Source organism: Candidatus Krumholzibacteriota bacterium (genome assembly GCA_016931295.1).
GTDB lineage: Bacteria > Krumholzibacteriota > Krumholzibacteriia > Krumholzibacteriales > Krumholzibacteriaceae > JAFGEZ01.
In genome coordinates this window covers 113,165-134,008 of the sequence record JAFGEZ010000034.1, presented here as the reverse complement: position 1 = coordinate 134,008, position 20,844 = coordinate 113,165, and the positions used below count along the sequence as shown (strand labels likewise).

General features: G+C 65.4%; 16 protein-coding genes and 1 tRNA gene. All 17 read right to left on the bottom strand.

Annotation, left to right across the window (positions count from 1 at the left end):
* Window positions 1–3 precede the first annotated feature (3 nt).
* The 17 genes from JW876_09050 to JW876_08970 all read right to left on the bottom strand — a co-directional run bounded on the left by JW876_09050 (window position 4) and on the right by JW876_08970 (window position 20,790).
* Window positions 4–79: transfer RNA gene (locus JW876_09050), tRNA-Gly, on the bottom strand.
* Window positions 80–136: 57 nt separating this feature from the next.
* Entirely contained in the window at window positions 137–1,066 is a 930-nt protein-coding gene (miaA, locus tag JW876_09045; GenBank protein ID MBN1885654.1) for a tRNA (adenosine(37)-N6)-dimethylallyltransferase MiaA, read from the bottom strand.
* Window positions 1,066–2,811, bottom strand: a complete 1,746-nt coding sequence (gene mutL, locus JW876_09040; GenBank protein MBN1885653.1) for a DNA mismatch repair endonuclease MutL — start codon at window positions 2,809–2,811, stop codon at window positions 1,066–1,068. The genes miaA and mutL overlap by 1 nt, the downstream gene beginning before the upstream one ends.
* Window positions 2,812–2,942: 131 nt before the next feature.
* Entirely contained in the window at window positions 2,943–5,246 is a 2,304-nt protein-coding gene (locus tag JW876_09035; protein ID MBN1885652.1) for a GAF domain-containing protein, read from the bottom strand.
* 90 nt (window positions 5,247–5,336) lie between these two features.
* A complete protein-coding gene (gene mutS, locus JW876_09030; GenBank protein MBN1885651.1) occupies window positions 5,337–7,919 on the bottom strand; it encodes a DNA mismatch repair protein MutS in 2,583 nt (860 codons plus the stop codon).
* Window positions 7,920–8,969 carry an SPOR domain-containing protein gene (locus JW876_09025; GenBank protein MBN1885650.1) on the bottom strand — a complete coding sequence of 350 codons (1,050 nt, stop codon included), beginning with the start codon at window positions 8,967–8,969 and terminating at the stop codon, window positions 7,920–7,922.
* Window positions 8,947–10,098: a tetratricopeptide repeat protein gene (locus JW876_09020; protein ID MBN1885649.1), complete on the bottom strand. Its 1,152-nt coding sequence runs from the start codon at window positions 10,096–10,098 to the stop codon at window positions 8,947–8,949. Before JW876_09020 ends, JW876_09025 begins: the two co-directional genes overlap by 23 nt.
* A 22-nt stretch (window positions 10,099–10,120) precedes the next feature.
* On the bottom strand, window positions 10,121–10,453 hold the full coding sequence (locus JW876_09015) for a hypothetical protein (protein MBN1885648.1): 333 nt from the start codon (window positions 10,451–10,453) through the stop codon (window positions 10,121–10,123).
* A 6-nt stretch (window positions 10,454–10,459) separates the two neighbouring features.
* The gene (miaB, locus tag JW876_09010) at window positions 10,460–11,767 is read right to left on the bottom strand and encodes a tRNA (N6-isopentenyl adenosine(37)-C2)-methylthiotransferase MiaB (protein MBN1885647.1); all 1,308 of its coding nucleotides are present in this window, start codon (window positions 11,765–11,767) and stop codon (window positions 10,460–10,462) included.
* A complete protein-coding gene (gene mtaB, locus JW876_09005; protein ID MBN1885646.1) occupies window positions 11,764–13,128 on the bottom strand; it encodes a tRNA (N(6)-L-threonylcarbamoyladenosine(37)-C(2))-methylthiotransferase MtaB in 1,365 nt (454 codons plus the stop codon). The genes miaB and mtaB overlap by 4 nt, the downstream gene beginning before the upstream one ends.
* Before the next feature lie 74 nt (window positions 13,129–13,202).
* Window positions 13,203–15,167, bottom strand: a complete 1,965-nt coding sequence (locus JW876_09000; GenBank protein MBN1885645.1) for a 30S ribosomal protein S1 — start codon at window positions 15,165–15,167, stop codon at window positions 13,203–13,205.
* Between the two features lie 91 nt (window positions 15,168–15,258).
* Window positions 15,259–16,116, bottom strand: a complete 858-nt coding sequence (gene ispH, locus JW876_08995; protein MBN1885644.1) for a 4-hydroxy-3-methylbut-2-enyl diphosphate reductase — start codon at window positions 16,114–16,116, stop codon at window positions 15,259–15,261.
* Complete coding sequence (locus JW876_08990) at window positions 16,100–17,458, bottom strand: (d)CMP kinase (GenBank protein ID MBN1885643.1); 1,359 nt, start codon at window positions 17,456–17,458, stop codon at window positions 16,100–16,102. The genes ispH and JW876_08990 overlap by 17 nt, the downstream gene beginning before the upstream one ends.
* Before the next feature lie 62 nt (window positions 17,459–17,520).
* Complete coding sequence (locus tag JW876_08985) at window positions 17,521–18,618, bottom strand: histidinol-phosphate transaminase (protein MBN1885642.1); 1,098 nt, start codon at window positions 18,616–18,618, stop codon at window positions 17,521–17,523.
* Between the two features lie 18 nt (window positions 18,619–18,636).
* The gene (locus tag JW876_08980; protein MBN1885641.1) at window positions 18,637–19,374 is read right to left on the bottom strand and encodes an rRNA pseudouridine synthase; all 738 of its coding nucleotides are present in this window, start codon (window positions 19,372–19,374) and stop codon (window positions 18,637–18,639) included.
* Entirely contained in the window at window positions 19,371–20,048 is a 678-nt protein-coding gene (gene scpB / locus JW876_08975; GenBank protein ID MBN1885640.1) for an SMC-Scp complex subunit ScpB, read from the bottom strand. The genes JW876_08980 and scpB overlap by 4 nt, the downstream gene beginning before the upstream one ends.
* On the bottom strand, window positions 20,035–20,790 hold the full coding sequence (locus JW876_08970; protein MBN1885639.1) for a segregation/condensation protein A: 756 nt from the start codon (window positions 20,788–20,790) through the stop codon (window positions 20,035–20,037). The genes scpB and JW876_08970 overlap by 14 nt, the downstream gene beginning before the upstream one ends.
* Window positions 20,791–20,844 lie beyond the last annotated feature (54 nt).

Genomic DNA, 20,844 nt, shown 5'->3' with positions numbered 1-20,844 from the left:
AAGTGGAGCGGGCAACGGGATTCGAACCCGCGACTCTCAGCTTGGGAAGCTGATACTCTACCAGCTGAGTTATGCCCGCTTCGTTGCGTGTTTCCGATGTATCCGCGCTACAAGCTACCAACCGAAGGAGTTCCTGTCAAGCGGGAAACGACCTCTCGCGGATGATGCCGAGGGCCAGTTCCAGGAGGTCCGGCCGCAGCGCGTCGAGCCAGACGACGTCCGGCTCCTTCCGGAACCACGTCTCCTGCCGTTTCGCGTATTGCCGCGTGCGGGCCGCCACGCGTTCGATCGCTTCCCCGACGGTTATCGTGCCCCTCGCGCAGGCGATCGCCTCGGGATACCCGAGCGTCTGGAGCCCCGGCCAGGAGGGATCGGCGCCGCCGTCGAGAAGGCGGGAGACCTCTTCGACGAGCCCCTCCGAGAACATCCGTTCCGTCCGGCGCCCGATCCGCCGGTGCAATTCCTTTCGCGGCATCCGGAGACCGATCTTCACGACGGAGACGTCTTCGAGACGGCCCCTCCCCCCCTGCCTGGCGAAATGCTCGCTGAGGGGCACGCCGGTGAGCGCGTGGACCTCGAGGGCCCTCACGATGCGATAGCGGTCGTTCGGATGGATCCGGTCGGCGCTCGCCGGGTCGATCTCCCGGAGTTGTTCGTGAAGTACGGCCGACGTCCGTTCGGACACGTCGTCGGCGAATCGCGCCCGTTCGCTCGCGTCCAGATCGACGCGGAAGAAGCCGTCGAGGAGGGCCCGCAGGTACATGCCCGATCCCCCGGCGAGGATCGGGATCTTCCCGCGTGCGATGATGTCCCTGACGGCCGCCGCGGCTGAGGAGGCGAAACGCTCGGCGTCGATCGTCTCTTCGAGCCCGATCAGGTCCAGCATGTGGTGAATGGCAGCGGAACGCTCCGCCGCGTCGGGCTTGGCCGTGCCGATGTCGATCGAGCGATAGACCTGCCGTGAATCGATCGAGACGATCTCGCCATCGAGCGTCGCGGCGAGTGAAACGGCGAGGGCGGTCTTCCCCGTTGCGGTCGCGCCCGCTATGACCGCCGCGTTCGGCATCAGTCCCCCTTCGGGGTGCGAAGAAAACGCTTTTCGAGATCGGATAGCGTCACGCGGAGCATCGTCGGTCGTCCGTGCGGACAGGTGTATGGAGCGTCCGTCGCGAAGAGACGGTCGGCGAGGCTCTGCATCTCTTCGGGCGCGAGGGCGTCGCCGGCCTTGACGGCGGCCTTGCACGCGTAGGTCCGGAGGAATCCCTCCACGCCCGACGAGCGCTCGGAGAAGATATCGCGGAGCAGCCGTCCCTCGTCCCAGTTCCGCACGCCGGCGGGGATGCCGCGGACGATGATCGATCGTCCGCCGAAGGATTCGGCTTCGAAGCCGAGCGACGGGAGAACGTCCGCGAGTTCCTCGAAACGCTCGAATTCCCCGGGGGTCAGGTCGATTGTCGCTGGAAACAGCAACGACTGGACGACGGGGCGGTTTCCCGAGATGTTCCGTTTCGCGTTGTTGTAGAGGATGCGTTCGTGCGCGGCGTGCTGATCGATGACGACCATCCCTCCCCGTATCTGGATCAAGATGAAACTGCGGTGCAGCTGCCAGTAGAGATGCGGCGCCGGATCGCCAGCGTCCCCCTCGCCGAAGAGGGAGGCCGGGCCGCCGTAGTCCCTGCCCTCCTCGCGGGCGGGGGTGGTGGGGAATGCGAAAACGTTCTGTGCGGTCCCGTTTCCACCCGCGTCGCGATGAAACTCGTCGATTTCGCCGGGGATGATGCCCCGGTAGACGGAATCGATGCGCTCGGAAAGGGAATCCCCGCCGCCGACTGCCTCGCGGATCGCTGACACCACGAGACGGTGAGCGCTTCTTTCGTCGCGGAAACGGATCTCGGCCTTCGTCGGGTGGACGTTGACGTCCACATCGCTTCCGGGAAGGTCGAGAAAAAGGAGCGTGACGGGGAATCGTCCCGCGGGGACGAGCGATTCGTAGGCCTGCCGGATCGCGTGGCTCAGCATCCGGTCGCGCACGTAGCGGCCGTTGACGAAGAGGTGCTGCGCGGTGCGGTTGCCGCGCGTGAAGGCCGGCAGCGACGTGTATCCGCGAGCAAACATCCGTCCGGAGGATTTCCCGAACGATCGCAACTGCTCGAAGACGGAGGCCCCGAAGACCAGTTCGACACGCTCGTCCGGCGAGGAGGCGGGATACGAGAGGATCTCCCTGCCGCCGTCCGACAAGGAGAAGGCAGTCTCCGGCGAGGCGAGGGCGAAGGCCTGCACCAGCGAGGAGATTCGTCGCGTCTCTGCCTGCCCGCTCGACATGAAGGTCCGCCTGGCGGGCAGGTTGAAGAAGAGGTCCCGCACCTCCACCGTGGTTCCCCGGTTCCTGACGAATGGCTCGTCGCGCTCCGGGACGCCAGCGCGCCATCGCCTCTCGCGGCCGACCTCCTCCTCCCCGCTCCGCGAACGGATGGTCAGCAGGCTGACGGCGCAGATGCTCGCCAGGGCCTCGCCGCGGAACCCGAGCGTCTCGAGTTCCTCGATGTCCTCGACAGTCGAGATCTTGCTCGTCGCGAAGCTCTCGATGGCCAGGGGCAGATCCGCCGAGGCGATGCCGGCGCCGTCATCCTCGACGCGTATCCTCGATCGCCCGCCCTCCTCGATGTCGATCCGGATGCGCGTCGCCCCGGCGTCGAGGGCGTTCTCCACCAGCTCCTTGACGACGCTCGCCGGTCTCTCGATCGCTTCCCCGGCCGCGATGCGGCTCGAGACGTCTGGACGTAGCTTCCTGATCGCAGGCACTGCGCACACTCCAAAATGTTCTATATTAATGCGTTACCGTGTCGCGCCGCGCGCGCCGCGTCGGCGCGCGCAGGAAGCGAGGATACCATACGGCACCTGTCGCGGCAACGGTGAATCGACGGGGAACGGGCGCGCGCACACTACAGGCGCTTGCGCGCCTCGTTGATCAGGTCGGCCGGCGTCTCGGCCGGGCCGGGGAAGAGGGCGTATCCGCTCGACGGGGCGAAATGGGCGGGGTCGAAGAGGCCCTTCGCGGAAAGCGACGAGACGATGAAATTCTTTATGCGTTCCTCGAGATAGCCCATCCGCTGGTAGCTCTCGATCGAGAGGATCCCGAAGAGGTCGTTCTCTATCCAGGAAAAGAAATCCGTCTTCCGTATGTGCTGGCGCACGCCGACGCTGATCTCGTTCACCACGCCGAGGGCGCCTTGATAATCGACATTGAACAGATCGCGCATACCGCTGATATTGAAGACGGTTACGACAAAGCCATGATGATATCGCGCGGCGCGCTCGATCTCCTCGCCGATGCGGGAGAGGAAAAGCTTCTGGTTGCTGCGAAGCAGGTCGCCGAATCCGACGAGGGGCGTTTCCTCGTCGACGAGGGTGTCCCCGGCCACGATCGGCGCGATCATCTCCCCTGCCCGGCCGAGGATGTCGATGTCATGGCCGCCGAAGATGGACGAATCGAGGGGGTTCGTCGGCATCTTGTCATAGGCGATGAAGACCGCCATGCGCTCCGGCGTCCTGAAGAGCGGGAAACCGATGAGAGAACGGTACAGGGGCGGTTTCTGGTACATGTCGACGTCGGTCGGAAGAAAGGAGATGCATGCGGGTTTCCACGTTGCGCGAACGTGCTTGAGCACCTCGTTGTCGTACTCTTCCCGTCGTTTCCGCTCGGATTCCTTCTCGGGGAAATTGTGCCTGGCCTTCTCGGTGCCTTCCGGCCCGGCGTAATGGAGAGATCCTTCCCTGGCCCCGATCAGGGAGCAGAGTATCTCCGGCAGCCGCCTGACGCGGGCGCGGAGATCGGTCGCGTGCATCAGTTCGGGCGGAAGCATCGCGAGCCGCTCGAGGCTTTTCATCCTCCGCGTCTGGCGCACCTCGTGGAGCTGGGAATAAACGAAGAAACCGACCTGGAACCGGAGGGTGTCCTTGATGCGCAGGAAGACCTGCAGCGTGTCCAGCGTCGAGAATTCGAGAACGATGACGCCGAGCGGCTCGTTGTGCCTGAGGGGGAGATAGATCGTCGTGATCCCGCCGTCGAGGGGCGTCAACTCGTTCGCGTCGCCCCGGTGCGCCTCGGTCATGATGATCTCCTCGTCGGCCGCGAAGGCCTTGGCGAGGCTCCCCTTGACGACATGGACACGCGGATGGCCGGCGCCGACGGCGACCTGCTGGTCGCTTCCGCCCAGTATGAGCCAGTCTCCCTCGTCGGTCGCCGTGTACACCGTCGCCGTATCGGCCCCCAGCGTGTCGGCGAGGAACCGGCACAGCAGGGTGAATTTCTCGTGGAAATCCCGCTCCTGGTGGAAGAGTGTCTCCAGGTAGTTGCGGATCAGGTATTCGACCTCCCTGATCCGTTCGTTGTCGAATCGGAGATGCTGATCGAGGATCGGCGCGATCTTGCCGGCGAGTGTCTCGATCACGCGGAGATCGTCCGTCCCCAGCACCTTCTCCCCCGCCACGGTGTTGACGTTCATGACGCCGAGAAGCCGTCCCTCGTGATCGAGCGGACAACTGATCGCGCTCAGGATGTTGGGACGCTCGCGGCCGTCGTGGTAGAGCACCGAATCCTCGACGTCATCGATGAGCCTGCTCGTCCCGATCTCCGCGGTTTTTCCGGCGATCCCCTCGCCGATCTTCTGCCGCGTGTTCTTGATCACGTCGGGACTCAGTCCGCTCGCGTAGCCGATGTAGAGCTCGCCGGTGCGGTCCGAATGGAGCATGATCGAGCCGCTCGACGCTCCCGCCGCCCTGACGGCGATCTCGAGAAGCCACTTCAGGAGACGTTCCCGGTCGGTGATCCTGTTGAGATACTCGAGCGCCTGTTCGAGGTGCATCGGCCACGGCGTCTCCTCGGAGGAGGCCTCCTGGCCGGATTCCTTCCTCTCCCCCGACGCGCCGCCGGTGGCGAGATAGTTTGCCGCTTCGCTCGGATTGACGATCTTCCGCCTGTCGTCTCGAAGCGCCTCGATCTCCGCCGCGTATTTCCTTCGGTTCTCGGAGACGATTATGTAGTCCGCCGCGCGGAACGTCTCGATGAAACGGTCGTCCGAAAAGGTGGGAATGCCGAGGATCTCGGCGATCTCTATCGCGACGGCGCGCGGATCGCCGTCGTACACGGCGATGATCCGGTACTCGGGGTTGCGGTGGAACTCGCCGATGATGTTCAGTTCGTCCAGACCGCCGCCCAGTATGGCGATTGTCGTCTTGCCGTCCACGTCTCTCACCCGCCCTGCAGGAACGCATTCGCAGCACTGTACGGAGACATATCAAGCAAGAGTCGAGCCAGATCGCCGGAACAAAGAGCCTCAACGACGCGTCTCGAGGGCGAGACGCCGCAGTTCGTCGAGGAGGCGGAGCGCGTCGATCGGGGTCACCCGGTCGGTATCGAGCGCCAGGAGACGGTCCCTGAGGGGGTCGGGGGCATCGAAGAGGGACGGCTGTCTCGCCGCGGCCGGGGCGTCGCCGGGGAGCTGCTCTCCCTCCTCGAGGGAATCGAGGATAGCCCCCGCGCGGCGGATGACCGATGCGGGAAGGCCGGCGAGTTGCGCGACGTGGATGCCGTAACTCCTGTCGCAGGCGCCTGGAACGATGCGGTAGAGGAAGATGATCCGGTTTCCCCACTCCTTCACGTCGACCCGCATGTTGTGGACCCCGGGGTAAAGGTCCGCCAGGCGGGTGAGCTCGTGGTAGTGCGTGGCGAAGAGGGTCTTTGGCCGTCGGCGTTCGTTTTCGATCAGGAATTCCGTGACGGCCCACGCGAGGCTGAGTCCGTCGAGCGTGCTCGTACCCCGCCCGACCTCGTCGAGAAGGACGAGGCTCCGCGACGTGCAGTTGTGGAGGATCTTCGCCGTCTCCCCCATCTCGACGAGGAAGGTGCTCTGTCCCTTCGCGAGGTTGTCGCTCGAGCCCACACGGGTGAAGACGCGGTCCATCAAGCCGATCTCGGCCCGGTCGGCCGGAACGAAGGATCCGGCGTGGGCGAGGATGGAGATGATTGCCGCCTGACGTATGAAGGTCGATTTCCCGCCCATGTTCGGTCCGGTGATGACGATGACCTGGCGTTCGTCAGGCCTGAGAACGAGGTCGTTCGGGATGAATTCGCGATCGACGAGCGCCTCGACGACCGGATGACGACCCCCGACGATGACGAGGTCGTTCGAGTCGTCGACGGCGGGGCGGCACCAGTGCCGTTCGATCGCGAGATCCGCCAGTCCGGCGAGGACGTCGAGTTTCGCGGACGCGGCGGCGATCCGTTGCAGGGTCGCCGATTCCGCCGCGATCCGGCGGCAGATCCCGGCGAAGATCGTTTTCTCCAGCTCGACGCGCCTGGCTTCCGCCAAGAGGATGGACTGCTCCCGCTCCTTGAGCTCGGCCGTGACGTATCGCTGCGAGGCGACGAGCGTCTGGCGCGCCGCGTAGTTTCCGGGCACCTTGTCGGCATGGGCGCGGGAGACCTCGATATAGTATCCGAAGACCCTGTTGAAGCCGACCTTGAGGGAGGAGATCCCCGTCCGCTTTCGCTCGGATTCCTGGAGCGCGGCGACCCATCGTTTTCCGCCCTCCGAGTCGTCGATGAGACGGTCGAGCCGTTCGTCGAACCCGCGCCTGACGACGCCGCCGTCGCGCAGGTGGGGCGGTGAGCCGGGCTCGATCGATCGCCGGATCAATTCGTATGAGCCGGTCTCGAGACGCAGGTCGGAGGCGGCGTCGAGGACGATCGCCGTGTCGATACCGCGAACGGCATCGGCGATCTGCGGTGCCCGGCCGAGCGCGTCGGAGAGCGCGAGCAGCTCGCGGGGCCCTGCCTTTTCAGCGCTGATGCGCGCGAGAAGCCGCTCGACGTCGGGAAACCCGCCCAGCGCGCCGCGGAGCGCGCGGAGGGCGATCTGGTCGGAGACGAGCGCGTCGATGCCCGCGAGACGGGCCTCGATCGCCGCGATCGCCCGGGATGGGTGCCTGAGCCAGGATCTGAGGACCCGCGCCCCGGGGGCTGTCAGCGTCCGGTCGACGTGGTAAACGAGAGTCGATTCGACCGCGCCGCCGCGGATCGGATCGAAGAGCTCGAGGTTGCGGAGCGTCTCCGCGTCGAGGAAGAGGGTGTCGCTCGTCGCGAACCGGCGGAGACCCGTGATATGCTTCAACCCCGAGCCGCGCAGCTCGCCCACCCATCCGAGGAGCGCTCCTGCCGCCGCGGCGGCGAGCGGTTCGTCGTCGATGCCGAAGCAGACGAGGTTTTCCACGGCGAAATGCTCGAGGAGGACCCGTCTCCCCTCCTCGGCGCCGAAACGCCAGTCGTCGATCTCGCGGAACGAGCAGTCTCCGTCGCCCGTCGAGAGAAGGCGCTTCGCCTCCTCCCCGCCCCGGGGCACGACCGCCTCCCGGAACCGGTAGCCCGCGAGGATGTTCTCCGCGGCCGCCAGGGTGTTTTCGCCCGCGTCGAATTCCCCCGTCGAGAGGTCGAGCATGGCGAACCCGCATCGCTCGCGCACGACGACGGCGGCGGCGACGAAGTTGTTCTCGCGCTCGTCGAGCGTCGACGGCGAGAGCGTGGTGCCCGGCGTGACGACGTCGACCACCTCGCGCCTGACGAGCTTCTTTCCGGCCGTGGGCTGTTCGACCTGGTCGCAGACGACGACCGTTTTGCCCGCGCCGAGAAGGCGCGAGATGTACGTCTCCGCGGCGTGTACGGGAACGCCGGCGAGGGGGACGGGATTCTCGCTGTCTCGGTCGCGGGAGGTCAAGGCTATGTTGAGGATGCGGGATATCTCGCGGGCGTCGTCTTCGAACGTCTCGTAGAAGTCCCCGACCTGGAAGAACAGGATCGCGTCCGGGTGGCGTTTCTTCACCTCCCGGTACTGGACCATCAGCGGTGTCTGCCTGGATGCCATCTATCCCAGCGGTAGAATCTTGCTCGAGTAACCGGTCTCGTTCTTTATGCGCGCTGCGGCGGCCTCGGCCTCTTCCCGCGTCCCGTATCGGCCGACACGGATCCGGTGCCAGGTCCTTCCGCCGCGCTCGATCCGTTCGATGCGCAACCCGTCGATGAGATCGCGGAGTTCGGCGGCGAACCGTTCCGCGTTCTCCTGCTCGGAGAACGCCCCGAGCTGTATGGTGAATCCGACGCCCGGGAGATCCTCTGAACCGTCGGAAAACGCGTTGGTGGTCGTCTTTTCACGCCGGCCGGCCCGTTCGCCCCCGGATCCGGCGTAACCGATCATCTGTATCTTCTCCCTCGCCTTCGGGGCCTCGAGCGACCTGGGGAACTGCGTCAGTATCGTGTTGTACACGTCGAGCGCCTTCTCGCGTTCGCCGAGTATCTCGTAGCACTCCCCGAGACGGAAGCCCGCGAAGGGGTAGGATCTGCTGCTCGCAACCGTCTCGTACCGTTCGACGGCATCGGCGATACGGCCTTCCAGCATGTCGATCTCGGCGCGGGTGAGATAGCTCCAGTAGAGAAACGGGCCCCGGTCGATCGTTTCGAGATCCCTCCGAGCACGCGAGAGATCGCCGAGACGTTTCCAGCAGAGCGCGCGGAAATAGACGCCTTCGAGTCTGTCGCCGCCGTTTCCGCCCGCCGGAAGCTCCGAGAGGATCCTCGCCGCCTCGCGGTATTCTCCCGACGCGTACCTGATCTTGCCGATCGCGACTCGAGCCCGGAGCGCCTCGCGAGGGCGTCCCTCCTCGATGACACGCTCGTAGAGCGCGATCGTCCGGGCCGGATCGGTCTCGAGATCGGCGAGAAGCAGCAATCCCTCGGAGCGCGAGTTTCCGCCGAGCCCGCCGATCTCGTCGAGGAGCTCCATGCGTGCCTGCTCGTATCGCTTCCCGGCGACGAGTTGCCTGATGCGCCTGACGCTCGCATCGGCGTCCATCGCGGCCAGGAACGCGAGAATCGCCGCCGCCGCCGCGACCCGTCTATGCCATGTCGTCGTCTTCATGTCTCACGAAGGTGCCGATGCCGGAACAGGCGGTGCAATACGTGTGGGGGACGCTCGCGAAGGCACCGCAGGACGCGCAACGCCATTCGATCGGAGACCGCACCGCGCCGTTCAGGCCGGCGAGCAGCGCGCGGAGATCCGACGTTCTGCCCGAGTCGAGATAGAGAAGGGCGAGACGCGTGCCCGCGACGGGATCCCTGGCGACATCGGGATCGTCCTCGATGATGCGGATCGCCTCGTCGGCCTCCCCCTTCTTCTCCCTGAAGGCCGCGAGAGCCGCGACGATCCCCGGATGTCCCGGATGTCTCGACACGAGATCCTGGAGGACCTTTCCGAACTCCTCGAACCGTCCCGAATCGAAGAGCGCCTTCTCGAGGAGGGGGAGAATCTCGCGGAAGGATCCCGGGTCGACGCGGAGAAGGATCTTCCAGGCGTCGATCGCGCCTCTCGTGTCCCCTGCCTCGAGCGCGATACGGCCGGCGATCCAGAGCGCCGGAACGCTCTCGCCGAACTCGCGGCGAGCACGGTCCACGAGGCGGCGGGCCTCGTCGGCGTCTCCGGCCGCCGCTCTCTCCGACGCGACGGCCGCGAGGTATCCCGCGCGCGCCTTCCGGTCGATCGACGGGTCGGTCTTCGCGAGCTCTCGCAACATGGCGAATGCCCGGTCGTGGTTTCCCGCGCGGTGGCAGGCGGCATGGAGCGCCCTGACGATCTCCGGATCCTTCCGGCGCTTCATGACGGCCTCGAGCGTCTGGACCGCCCGATCGAGTTTCCCGAGCGCGGCGAGGTCCTCGGCGATCGCGATCTGCACCGCCTTCTCCTCCTCGAAGACGAGATCGCGGCGCACGGCCAGCCCGCGATGTATCTGCAGCGCCTTGTCGGGCTGACGGCGCTCCCTCAAGAGATTTCCGAGCTGGAGATACGCGTCCGGATCGGTCTCGCCGTTCCTGACCGCCCGCGTCAGAAGATTCAGCGCATCGCCCCGCCGGCCGTCGATGAGGGCGTAGAGCGCCTCGACGTAGGGCGATCGGCGCTTTGTGCGTCTCCGTCGCCCCTGGACGAACAGAACGGTCGCGAGAACGACCGTCGCCGCGCACAACATGACGAAGAGTATCTGTTGCAGGGTCATCTCGAGCCCGTCTTTCCGCGGCCTACATCACGCCGTCGTCTTCCGGCCCGGCCGCCTCCTCGATCGGTATGTTCCTGAGATCCGCGATCTCCTCCTCGAGACGAGCGATCGCCCGCTTCGACTGTCCCAGCCGGACGAGCAACTGCGCCTCTCGCACCCAGGCGCCGATCGCCCAGACGATCATTCCGCTCACGAAGGAGACGAACATGACGAAATTGACCTCGACGGAATATTCCTTGTCGACGAGAGGCCAGATCTGGAACTTGAAGTCGATCGGTTTGTGCGCGTTCGCCATGAAGAATGACATCAGGACGATCGCGCCGATCAGCACGACGACACCGCGGAAGATCCACATGGCCTGCTACCTCCCGGCCGCAACCTCGCCGATCAGCGTGAAGTTGCGAAGCCTGCCCGGTTTCACCCTGGCGAAGTCCCCGACGCGCAGCCCTTCCGCGGGAACGAGGACGTTTCGGAAATGCACCGTTCTTCCTTTGAGATATCGAGTTTCGCCTTTTTCCACCGAAGCGTCAAGAAGGATTTCGGTCTCCGTCCCGACGAGTCCGGCGAGGATCTCGCCCCGGATGCGCCGGACGGATTCGTTGAGCTCGGCGAGACGCTCGCGTTTCTCGCCGTCTGGAACGTCGTCGACCATGTCGGCCGCCGCCGTCCCCGCACGCGGGGAATACCGGAACGTGAAGGCGGCGTCGAACCTGACCTGTTCGACGATATCGAGGGTCTCCTCGAAATCGCCGCGCGTCTCCGTCGGGAAACCGACGATGACGTCGGTGGTGAAGGCGATGTCGGGACGGATGCGCCGGCCCTCCTCGACGATGGCGAGGTAGTCGCTTCGCCGGTACCCCCGATTCATGAGTTCGAGCAGCCTGTCGCTTCCCGCCTGGAAGGGAAGATGCAGGTGCGGACAGACGCGCGGATCGTTCGCCATCAGCTCGAAGATCCGCCGATCGACGTCACGCGGATGCGTCGTGAGGAACCTGATGCGCGGAACGTCGGTTTCCCGCAGGATCCGGGCGATGAGGCCCGGGAAATCGACGCCGTCCCTGTCGTACGCCATGACGTTCTGGCCGAGCAGCGTCACCTCGCGCGCCCCGCTTTGCGCGAGCGAGACGACCTCGTGGACGACCGTTTCCGGGCTCTTGCTGCGGACGGGCCCCCGGAGATAGGGCACGATGCAGTAGGTGCAGAAGTTCTCGCAACCCCGCGTGATCGAGAGATAGCGCGTGACGCGCTCCTCCCCGGTGGACCCGGGCAGCCTGTAGGTGACGCCGTGGTCACGTTCGAGGAGCGCGAAGGTCCCGCCGCCGGACAGCGCCTCCTCGACCGCCCCCGCGAGACGGTCGTAGGCGTCCGGTCCGGCGACGATGCGGATGCGCGGTTCGATCTCGAAGAGTTCCGTGCCGATGCGCCGGGCCATGCAGCCGCAGACCGCGATCACGGCGTTCCCGTGCCTCGCGAGATCGTGCAGCCGTCCGATCGCCCTCGTCTCGGCATGTTCGCGCACGCTGCATGTGTTGACGACGATCACATCGGCGGATTCCGGCCCGGCCGCGCGCTTCCAGCCCCTGCCCGAGAAGATCGCCTCGATCACCTCGGTGTCGTAGGCGTTCATCTGGCAGCCGTAGCTCTCGTACCAGACCTCGGGCGCGCTCATCGCCTCCGTTCCTTCCCGCCGATGCCCGCCTCGGCCTGCCCGCCGAGAATGCGCCCGTAGAGCCTTCCCCTGGAATAGTGGGTGACGAGAACCGGCGCGAGCGCTCCGATCCGTCCCCGGTCGCGCGGGACGGAGATCTCGACGTAGTTGCCGGTAACCGCCCTCGCGAAGCGCGAGAAACGGTGCGCCGGCCCCTGCACGAGCGCCGATTCGACGGTGCCGACCCGTTCGCGCATGAAGGAGAGGCGTTTCCGCCCGCCGAGACGGATGAGCTTTCCGCTCCGGGATTTCCGTATCGCCGGGTCGACCTGTCCGGGCATCGACGCCGCCGGCGTCCCCGGGCGCCGCGAATATCCGAAGACGTGGAAGTAGTCGACGGGCAGGTCTGAAAGGAAGGCGTACGTGCGCCGGAAGCTCTCGTCCGTCTCGCCGGGGAATCCGACGATCACGTCCGTGCCGACGGCGATCGATGCGTTTCGTTCCTTGATCGCCTCGATCCCCCGGCGGAAGCGCCCGGTATCGTAGGTGCGTTTCATCGCCTCGAGTATCCGGTCGTCGCCGCTCTGAAGGGGGATGTGCAGATGCGAGGCGATCCGGTCGGAACCGGCGACGATGTCGAGAAGGTCCGGCGTGACCTCGGTCGGCTCGATGCTGCTCAGGCGGAATCTCACGCATGGGACGCGGTCTAGCAACCGTCGGAGCAGACGAGCGAGATCGGTTTGCTCCGGGAGATCCGTGCCGTACCGGCCGATGTGTATTCCGGTGAGCACGATCTCGCCGTAGCCGCCGTCCGCGAGCAATCGGACCTGCTCGAGCACGGCGGCCTGGCCGACGCTGCGATGCGGGCCGCGCGCCCGCGGGATGATGCAGTAGGAGCAGGAGGCGTCGCACCCCTCCTGGATCTTGACGAACGCTCGCGAGTGGCCGTGGAATCTCGTGATGAACACCGGTTCGAGGCCCGCCGACCGGTCGACCGTCTCGCGTATGTCCGCGTCGTCGCCCGCCTCGACGATGCGCTCCATGACGAGGTGGAGCGACGCCTTGCCGGCGTTGCCGACGACGAGATCGACCTCGTCGAGACGCTCGAGCGATTCGGGTTCGGTCTCCGCGAGGCACCCGGTGGCGATGATGAAGGCTCCCGGCGAGACGCGGCGCGCCCGACGGACAAGATTCCTCGTTCGCGCATCCGTCTTCCCGGTGACGGTGCATGAATTGATGATGTAGAACTCGGCGCCCTCCTCGAACCTGCGGAACACCCACCCCGCCTTCTCGAGCGACTCCCGGACGCACTCCGTCTCGTACTGGTTGAGCTTGCAACCGAGCGTCGCGACAGCGAATGTTCGCGATCTTCGTTCGCTCATGGCTTCCCGATAAGGAATGAGGGTGGAACCCCCACCCTCACTCCGGCAGATGACTGTGCGATCGCGACGGTCCGTCAGGACTTGTCGTCGTCCTCCCCGGCTCCGTCTTCCGCGTCCGCTTCCTCGTCCTCGTCGACGATCTCCTCGTCGGATGCGGCCTCGACGTTCGACTCCTCAACATCGTAATCGTCGTCGAAGTCGATGTCGTCGTCCTCCGAGGCGACGCCACCCCCGGCGGGGGCCTCCTCCTCCGGCGGGAGTTCCCGTTTCGGGAACCGGCCGGCGAATTCGGCGGCCTCCTCGGGTCCGCGCGACTCGAGCCACGCGTTGACGCTGAGGACGATCCGCTTGTTCTGCGGATCCATCTTGATGACCTTGAGCGGAAGCTTCGCCCCCGGCTCGAAGTGTTCCGTCGGCTTCTTCAGGTTGTCGATGCCGAGATGCGACAGGGGCACGAAACCCTCGACGTCGTTGCGGAGCTCCACGACGCAGCCGCGGTCGAGGATGCGGGAGATCGTCCCGTCGACCTCGGTGCCGATGCCGTACTCCTTGGCCAGGGCCGACCACGGATTCTCGCGGGTCTGCTTCATGCCGAGGCTGATACGCCGCTTGTCGCTGTCGATATCGAGAACGACGACCTCGATGTCGTCACCCTTGCGCACCATTTCCGACGGGTGGCGGATGCGCTTGGCCCAGGACATGTCCGAGATGTGCACGAGGCCGTCTATGCCGTCCTCGATCTCGACGAAGGCGCCGAAATTGGTGAGGTTCCGGACCTTGCCCTTCAGGCGTGTGCCGGGAGGGTACTTGCCCTCGAGCTGCTTCCACGGATCGGGCTCGAGCTGCTTGAGTCCGAGGGAGATCTTCTCGTGCTCCTTGTCCACGTTCAAGACGACCGCCTCGACCGTGTCGCCGATCGCGACGATCTTCGACGGGTGCTTGACGTGGCGCGTCCAGGACATCTCCGAGATGTGGATGAGTCCCTCGACGCCCTTCTCCAGCTCGACGAAGGCGCCGTAATCGGTGATCGAGACGACCTTGCCCCGGATCGTGTTGCCGACCGGGTAGCGCTCGTCGACGCCCTCCCACGGGTACGGGGTAAGCTGCTTGAGGCCCAGCGAGATCCGCTCGCGTTCCGGATCGAAATCGAGGATCTTGACGCTCAGCTTGTCGCCGATCGCCACGACCTCGGAGGGATGGCTCACGCGGCCCCAGGTGAGGTCGGTGAGGTGCAGCAGGCCGTCGATGCCGCCGAGATCGACGAATGCGCCGAAGTCGGTAATGTTCTTCACGACGCCCTCGCGCGTCTCGCCCACCTGCAGCTCGGCCAGCAGCTTCTTCTTCTTCTTCTCCCGCTCCTCCTCGAGGACCACGCGGCGCGATACGACGATGTTGCGGCGCCGCTTGTTCAGCTTGATGATCTTGGCCTCGAGTTCCTCGCCGATCAGCTCGTCGAGGTTCGGAACCTGCCTGAGAGCGATCTGCGAACCGGGCAGGAAGGCGTCGACGCCGAGCAGCTTGACGACGAGCCCGCCCTTGATGCGGCGGTCGACCTTCGTGGTGACGACCCGCATCTGGTCGTAGGATTCCTTGATCGTATCCCACGCCTTCAGGAAGTCGGCCTTCTCCTTGGAGAGCACGATCAGGCCGTCCTGGTTCTCCATCTTCTCGAGGAACACGTCGAAGACGTCACCGGGCTTGACTTCCTCGCAATTCACGAACTCGTTGTAGGGAATCGTCCCCTCGCTCTTGAATCCGACGTCGAGGATGACTTCCTTGTCGTTCACGGCGTAGACGGTGCCGCTGACGATCTTGCCTTCGCGAAGCGTATCGGCCTTCTCGGTGATCTCCTTGTACATCGTCTCCCAGTCCTCGTCCATCCTGCCGTCTTCGTCGAGTTCCTCGGCCGGGACCGGTTCGAACATGTCGAGGTACGAGCCGGACGTGCCGGCTTTCGTCGACGTGCTGCCCTCGCTTTCGCCTGTTTTCCCGAGATCCTCGGGGCCCTGTTCCTGCGTTGAGAATGTTTCGTCCGTCATCTGACGTTCTCCCCTTTCTGAAAGGAATGTAAAACGGTCTATTATGATATGACGTCAGCGGTTTTACCGCAAGGGAAATCCCCTCGTTCCGTCACTCGCCGGAAAGGCGCGAAAGACGGTCGAGGACCTCCTCGATGATCCAGTCCGGAGTGGAGGTGCCGGTGGCGAGGCCGACGATCCGCCGGCCCGCGAACCAGGAGGGATCGATCTCGTCCGCCGTCTCGATAAATTCAGTGGGCACACCGAGATCGACGCACATGCGATAGAGCCGCTTGGTATTCGAACTGCTTCGACCGCCGACGACCAGCATCAGGTCGACCTTGCCCGCGAGGCGCTTCGTGGCCTCGCGACGGAGGACGGTCGCCTGGCAGATCGTGTCGTAGACGCGCAGATCCCGCACCCGTTCGCGGAGGGCCTCCGTGATCGCCATCGCCTTCTCGCGTGCGAATGTCGTCTGGATGACCACTCCCGCCCGCTCGTAGGGACCGACGTCCGCGGCGGCGGATTCGTCGTCGAGGATCACGGCGTCTTCACCCGCCCGTCCCGCGATCCCCTGGACCTCGGGGTGACGCGCGTCGCCGATGATGATGACCGGTACGCCCTCCTCGTGCAGGCGGCGGACGTAGTTCTGGCTCCGGAGGACGAAGGGGCAGGTGGTGTCGATGAGCCCGATTCCACGGCGTCCGGCTTCCTCGACGAGAGCCGGATCGACGCCGTGCGCCCGGATGACGAGCACGCCGTCCTCCCCCACCTCGTCGAGCGAACGGACCGGAACGAGCCCCCGGTTCCGCAGCCGCTCGACGGCCTGGGGATTGTGGATGACGTCGCCGATCGTGCAGATCTCCCCGCCTCCGGCCTCGAGGCCCTCGTCGATCAGCCTCATCGCGCGCTTCACGCCGAAGCAGTACCCGGTATGCTCGGAGCGTATGATCTCAAGCCGTCGCGTCATCTCGCAACATCCCGATCTCCTCCTGCACCATTCTCGCGAAGGTGGCGTACGCCTGCTTGCGGTCTTCCGGTTCCCAGCCTGGCGGAATGCGCACGGGCGGGCCGATGCGCACCTCGAGCCGTCGCCGGCGGGCGATGCACGCTCGGAGGGCGTTCGTCCCGGTCACGTAGACCGGCACGACCGGAACGCGCGACTTGATGGCGATCATGCCGAGGCCGCTCTTCACCGTGCCGAGCCGTCCCGTGCGCGAGCGCGTTCCCTCGGGAAACATCAGGGCGGATTCCCCCGAAGCGAGGAGTTCGAGGATGCGCTGGAGCGCCCGCCTGTCGAACCCGTCGCGATCGATCTCGATGGCGTGGTACGTGCGGATAAGCCAGGCGAACAGACGGTTGCTGAACAGCTCCTTCTTCGCGACGAACCACGTTTCCCGGTCGAGCGCGCACCCGACGACGGGCGGATCGGCGTACGAGATGTGATTGCATGCGAACAGGTAGTGTTCACGCCACCGCAGGTTCTCCGCGCCGACGATGCGGAGTCCGAAGAGAACTCTGGCGATCGTCCTGACGAGCATCTGCGAGAGGCGGAAGTACACCCGCATGCGGGCGTTCCGGTTGCGTTTGCCTGAAGGAACGGCCAGGGCATCGAGCCGCTCCGCCTCCATCCGGGCCTCCTCCTCGATCATCGCGACCTGTTCGTCGATCGTCACCCGGGAGGTGTCCACGACGATCGCGCCCGCCGGCTGCACGAGCGGACTGTGCTCCCGTCCCGAGTCGATGCGGTCGCGAGACGCGAGGTTCTCCCGCACGGAATCGAGATCGCCATCCAGCCCGAGGTACCGGTTCTGATTGAGCCGCCTGCTCGCCCTGGCGTCCATGTCGGCAACGAGGTAGACCTTGAGGTGCGCCCACGGGAACACGGTCGACCCGGTGTCGCGTCCCTCTGCCACGACGCCTCCCCGCCTGCCGATCGCGCGTTGCAGACGGACCATTTCGCGCCTGACGCCCGCATGACGGCTCACCGGCGAGACGTTCCGGGAAACCGCCGGTCCGCGGATCGCCTTCTCGACGTTCTCCCCGTCGAGGTGGCATGCCGGGGCGCCGTCGACGGTCCTGAACTCGATCGTCGATTCCCGCGCGGCGGCGGTCGCCGCGTCCGCGTCTCCGGGATCGCCGCCGCGCCTCTCGAGGGCGAGCGTGACCGCCCGGTACATCGCTCCCGTGTCGAGATAGACGAGTCCGAGCCGTTTGGCGAGAAGGCGCGCCGTCGTGCTCTTCCCCGAACCGGCCGGGCCGTCGAGGGTGATGATCATGCGCCGGATGATGCCGTTGCCGTCTTCCCGCATCGTCGTCCTGCCTCCATCGGCCGGCGACCCTTCGCCCGCCGGTGGTAGTATCCCGCCCGCGTTCAGAGGACCTCGCGGAGAACGTCGACGAAGCGCCGGTTCTCGTAGGGAGTGCCGACGGAGACGCGGATCGTCTCCTCGCCGAGGCCGTAGGGTTTCATCGGCCGGACGATGATGCCGCGGTCGAGGAGCGCGTCGGCGAGACCGGACGTGCCCGCCGGAGGGAACGCGAGGATGAAATTCGTCTGCGACGGCGGCACCTCGAATCCGAGCTTCTCCATCTCCGCGGTGAGGAATTCGAGTTCGCGCCTGTTCTCCTCGACGATCTCGCGCACCTTGTCGGCGTTCGCGATCGCCGCACGCGCGGCCGCCTGCGCGATCCTGTTGACGTTGAAGGGCTGCCTGATGCGATGCATGCATTCCACGAAGCCCGGGTCGGCGACCGCATACCCGATACGGAGACCCGAGAGCGAGTATATCTTCGAGAAGGTTCTCGTGACGACGATGTTCGGATGGTCGGTTATCATGGCGATCGTGTCGGGGTAGTCGTCGGCCGTGACGTATTCGAAGTAGGCCTCGTCGAAAACGATGATCGTCTCCTCCCGGACGGTGTTCATGAAGCGCTCGACGTCGTTCCGGCCGATGTAGGTCGACGTGGGGTTGTTGGGATTGCAGATGAAGACCATCCGCGTATTCTGGGTCATCGCCTCTCGAACGGCCTGGAGATCGATCGTGTGGTTCTCGAGGGGCACCTCGACGGCTTTCGCCGCCGAGAGCTGGGCGACGATCGGGTAGACGAGGAAACTCGGGTAGGGATAGACGATCTCGTCCCCTGGTCCCACGAATGCCCGGGCCATCAGGTCGAGGATCTCGTTCGAGCCGTTGCCGACGAAGATACGCTCCGGTTCGACGCCGAGATGGGCGGCGATGTCGTGGACGAGGTAATAGGACCCCGAGTTCGGGTACCGGTTGAGCTGGGCGATCTCCTCGACGATCGCCAGGCGGATCGCCTCGATCGGCTCGTTCGGGTTCTCGTTCGACGCGAGCTTGAGGATCTCTCCTTCGATATTCCGTTCGCGTCTGAGCTCCTCGACCGGCTTGCCGGGGATGTAGGGCCTGACGTTCCTCAGGTGCGGCAGCAGCAGATCCCTGAAATCCATGCGGTCATCTCCTCCTCCTCACCGCAGGCCGGTGAGGTCCCTGAGTTTCTTCTCCTCCTCGGCGGTCAGCGGCCTGATCGCACCCGAGGCCACGTCCTCGAACGCGAGATCGGCGATCGTCGACCGGTGCAGCCTCTTCACGGCGTGTCCGACGGCGGCGAACATCCGTCTCACCTGGCGCTTCTTTCCTTCGCTGATCGTCACTTCCAGCTCGCTTTCGCCGCCGCCGCGCGAGATCACCGTCACCCGGCACGGCATCGTCACGAGCTCTCTCGTTCTGACGCCCGCGGCGACGGAAGCGACCGATTCGTCGTTTATGTCGCCCTCGACGACCACGCGGTAGGTCTTCTCGACCTTGTATCGCGGGTGGGTGAGCCGGTGCGTCAACTCCCCGTCGTTGGTCAACAGGATGACGCCCGAGGTCTCCTTGTCGAGCCGCCCGACGGGAAAGACGCGCGCCGTCCATCCGGCCTCGCGCGCGATATCGATCACGGTCGCGCGCCCGTGCGTGTCCTCGACGGTGCTGAGGACGCCTGTCGGCTTGTTGAGGACGAGGACGACCGTCGATTCCCCGATTTCGACTCGCGTGCCGTCGACGGTGACGAGGTCCCGTTCCGGATCGACCGTGTCTCCGAGTCCCTCGACCGCACGGCCGTTCACGGTGACCCGTCCGTGCCTGATCAGCTCCTCGCAGGAGCGGCGGGAGCCGAGTCCCGCCGATGCGAGAAAGCGGTTGATCCTGACAGGTCCACTCATGCCGTCTCCGTCTCTCCGCCACCTCCCCGGGGTGCGCCGCGGTCGGCGTCCGCCGGATCGTTTTCCTCGCCTTCCGGCGCGGCACCCTCCGCCTCTGGCGCCGGGATGAGATCGATCCTCTCGATCTCCTTCTCCAGTTCCTCGAGGGCCGGCAGATCCCTGAAATCCTTGAGCCCGAGATACTCGAGGAACTTCCTCGTCGTCGAATAGAGGTAGGGACGGCCGACGCCCTCGCCCCGTCCGGTGATCGTGATCAACTCGCGCTCGACGAGAGTCGATATCACGCCGTCGCAGTTCACTCCCCGGATCTCCTCGATCTGCACCCTGCTCAACGGCTGCTTGTACGCGACGATCGCGAGCGTCTCGAGCGCCGGCTGCGAAAGGCGCATCTTGCGCCTTGCGCGGAAGAGATTGCCGACGATCCCGGCGTACTCGGGAAGCGTCGTGAGCTGGTATCCCCCCGCGACCTCGACGATTCCGAAGCTGCGGGAGCTGCCCCGGTACCAGCGCTCGAGCGCGCCGATGGCCTCCCGGATATCCTTCGTCGGGGTATCGCCCGTGATGGCGGAAATCCGCGCCGCCGGAAGCGGCGCGTCCGAGGCGAAGAGCAGCGCCTCGATATCGCGTTCGAGACGGCTGGTCGGCATCGGATCGCCGGTGTTATCCCTCGTCATCCCGTGTCTCCTCCCCGGGGCCTGGCCGAGGCGCATCGCCGGGCCGATACAACCAGATGCCGCCGCCCCGATCCATCTGCCGCGCGACGACCTCGCCGAGACGAACCATCTCGAGCAGGGCGAGGAAGGTCACGATGATCTCGATCCGCGTCGTTCCGCGCCCGAAGAGCTCGCTGAAGAGAAGCTCCGATCCTTCCCGGATCCGGCGTCCGATCGCCTCGCGCTTTTCCTCGATCGTCCAGCTCTCCTTCTCGATCCTGAACGGGGTCTGCTTCCGCAGATCGTCCATGACCTTCCGGAAGGCCTCGATCAGGTCGAAGAGGGAGACGGAGAGTTCCGGCGGTTCCCCCGAGACATCCTCGGGCGGATCCGCCGGCGGGCGCGTGAAGACGAGTCGCCGGTCCTCCTCCATCTCCTTGAAATTTTTCGCGGCCTCCTTGAATCTCTTGTATTCCAGGAGATTCCTGACGAGTTCCTCCCGCGGGTCCTCTTCCTCCTCCTCGCCGACCGGCCGGCGGGGAAGCAGCATCTGCGCCTTGATGCGCATCAGGGTGGCCGCCATCACGAAGAACTCCCCCGCCACCTCGAGCTGGAGTTCCTGCATGATCTCGATATAGGAGAGATACTCGCGCGTAATGTGCGAGATATTGATGTCGTACACATTGATCTTGTCCCTGCGGATCAGGTGCAGGAGCAGATCGAGCGGCCCTTCGAACTGGGTGAGGCGAACGTGGTAACTCATTACGAATATATACCTTCCAGGCGTTTTTCGTGGGCCGGCTGCCTCGACGCCGCA